At 74.7% G+C, this 2,032-nt stretch carries 2 protein-coding genes; both read left to right on the top strand.

Annotated elements, in window-relative coordinates; genetic code table 11:
- The coding region (locus PV350_RS46365; RefSeq protein WP_500339283.1) for a hypothetical protein at window positions 1-209 on the top strand (209 nt) is incomplete at its 5' end.
- Between the two features lie 52 nt (window positions 210-261).
- Complete coding sequence (locus tag PV350_RS46360; protein WP_500339282.1) at window positions 262-1,914, top strand: amidohydrolase; 1,653 nt, start codon at window positions 262-264, stop codon at window positions 1,912-1,914.
- The last annotated feature ends 118 nt before the right edge of the window (window positions 1,915-2,032 follow it).

Genomic DNA, 2,032 nt, shown 5'->3' with positions numbered 1-2,032 from the left:
CCCCCGGACCCGCCAGATCCCCCGCCCAGTTGCGCCGTTCGCTGGGTGTCGTCGACGGCGTCGCCATCACCGCCTCCAGCACCGCGGCCACCACCAGCATCGGCGTCGGCATGGGCGCGCTCGCCGTGCGACGCTCTCCCTACTTCGCCACCGGCCGCGGCACGGACGCGGACGCCCTGACCCTGCCGGTGGACCGTACGACCGTCTGACGCACTGCCCGAAGCCCGAAGCCCTGCGACCCCTGCCCCTGGAGCGCACGCCATGTCCCACCCGCACGCCGACCTCGTCCTCACCGGCGGCCCGGTGCACACCGTCGACCCCGTCCTCGGCCGGGCCACCTCGGTGGCGGTGCGCGACGGCCGCATCGCCGCCGTCGGCCACGACGAGGTGAGGGAGCTGATCGGGCCCGGCACCGAGGTCGTGGACCTGGCCGGGAAGATGCTGCTGCCCGGTTTCCAGGACGCCCACGTCCACCCGCTCGGCGCCGGCATCGAGCTGGGCCAGTGCCATCTCGCGGAGGCCCACGAGGCGCAGGAGTACCTGCGGCTCGTCCGCGCGTACGCCGACGGGCATCCCGGCGCCGAGTGGATCACCGGCGGTGGCTGGTCGCTGGACGCCTTCCCCGGCGGCACCCCCACCGCCGCGCTCCTGGACGGCGTCGTCGCCGACCGTCCGGTCTTCCTGCCCAACCGGGACCACCACGGGGCCTGGGTCAACTCCCGCGCCCTGGAACTCGCCGGGATCACACGGGACACCCCCGACCCCGCGGACGGCCGCATCGAGCGCGACGCCGACGGCAACCCCACCGGGATGCTCCAGGAGGGCGCCCTCCACCTCGTCGGCCGGCTCCTGCCGCCGGTCACCCCGGGCGAGCGGACCGCCGCGCTGCTGCGTGCCCAGCGCGTGCTGCACTCCCTGGGTGTCACCGCCTGGCAGGACGCCATCGTCGGCTACTACGCGAACATGACCGACCCGGTGTCCGCCTACCACGCCCTGATCGCCGACGGGCTGCTCACCGCGCGCGTCGTCGGTGCCCTGTGGTGGGACCGGGCGCGCGGCGCCGAGCAGATCCCCGAACTCGTCGAACGGCGGACCGCCGTGAGCCGGGGCCGCTTCCGTGCCACCAGCGTCAAGATCATGCAGGACGGCATCGCGGAGAACGGGACGGCGGCGCTGCTCGGCCCCTACCTCACCGCCTGCGGTTGCGCCTCCGCCAACAGCGGCATCAGCTTCGTGGACCCCGCGGCGCTGGCGAAGCACGTCACCGAACTGGACGCGCTCGGCTTCCAGGTGCACTTCCACGCCCTCGGCGACCGGGCCGTCCGTGAGGCGCTGGACGCGGTGGCGGCGGCCCGTTCGGCCAACGGCTTCCGTGACACCCGGCACCACCTCGCCCATCTGCAGGTCGTCCACCCGGACGACGTCGCCCGCTTCCGCGCGCTGGGCGCCGCCGCGAACGTCCAGCCGCTGTGGGCCGCCCACGAGCCGCAGATGGACGAGCTCACCCTGCCGTTCCTCGGCCCCGAACGGGCCGCCTGGCAGTACCCGTTCGGTGATCTGCTCCGCTCCGGCGCGACGCTCGCCGCCGGCAGCGACTGGCCGGTCAGCAGCCCCGACCCGTTCCAGGCCCTGCACGTCGCGGTCAACCGCCGCACCCCGGACGCCCCGGACGGCACCCCCGTCTTCCTGCCGGAGCAGCGCGTCGACCTGGCCGCGGCCATCGCCGCGTACACCGCGGGGAGCGCGTACGTGAACCACCTCGACGACACCGGCACGGTCACCCCGGGCAAGCTCGCCGACCTCGTCGTCCTCGACCGCGACCCCTTCGCCGGGCCGCCCGCGGAGATCGCCGCGACGCGGGTGCTGCAGACCTTCGTGGGCGGCGAGCGGGTCTACGCGGCGCAGGACGCGTAGGCGCCCTGCGCCGCGTCAGTCCTCTTCGGGGTGGTCGGGGCGGATGGCGATGTGGTCGGGTTCGAGTTCGAGCATGACGCGGTTGCGGATGTCGAGGGCGTGGGTGTAGTCGCGGGGG

The organism is Streptomyces sp. PA03-6a, from assembly GCF_033792765.1.
Classification (GTDB): Bacteria; Actinomycetota; Actinomycetes; order Streptomycetales; family Streptomycetaceae; genus Actinacidiphila.
Note: the sequence above shows the minus strand (reverse complement) of the source record. Positions and strands in the feature narration are given on the sequence as shown.

Excerpts from the sequence above, each read along its gene's own strand:
- PV350_RS46360 (WP_500339282.1), top strand. The coding sequence starts at position 262 with ATGTCCCACCCGCACGCCGACCTCGTCCTCACCGGCGGCCCGGTGCAC.